The sequence below is a fragment of the Photorhabdus viridis genome (genome assembly GCF_040256935.1).
In the GTDB taxonomy this organism is placed as follows: domain Bacteria; phylum Pseudomonadota; class Gammaproteobacteria; order Enterobacterales; family Enterobacteriaceae; genus Photorhabdus; species Photorhabdus viridis.
In genome coordinates this window covers 1-223 of the sequence record NZ_JBEJZY010000518.1, presented here as the reverse complement: position 1 = coordinate 223, position 223 = coordinate 1, and the positions used below count along the sequence as shown (strand labels likewise).

The window sequence follows — 223 nt, the reverse complement described above, 5'->3', positions numbered from 1 at the left end:
TGGGAAACCTGGAGTATCAGCGAGGACGGGGCGCTGTGGAAGCAATACAATGCGCCTTTTGGTGTTTTCCCTAAGAAAACCGCAGATTGTCACGCCCCGACGCATCAGAGTGCCAATGTAGAGTTTATCGTATTGCAGGATATCGCGCTGCGTCAGGATACCTGGCTGGCCTTCTCGCCGTCGGCCTGGAGTCCGGAGACAATACAGTATTATCACGATCACC

At 53.8% G+C, this 223-nt stretch carries 1 protein-coding gene; it reads left to right on the top strand.

What is annotated here, in order from left to right; all coding sequences use genetic code 11:
• Positions 1 to 223 (top strand): toxin VasX (locus tag ABR397_RS24350; protein ID WP_350307922.1); only part of this gene is annotated, 223 nt, incomplete at both ends.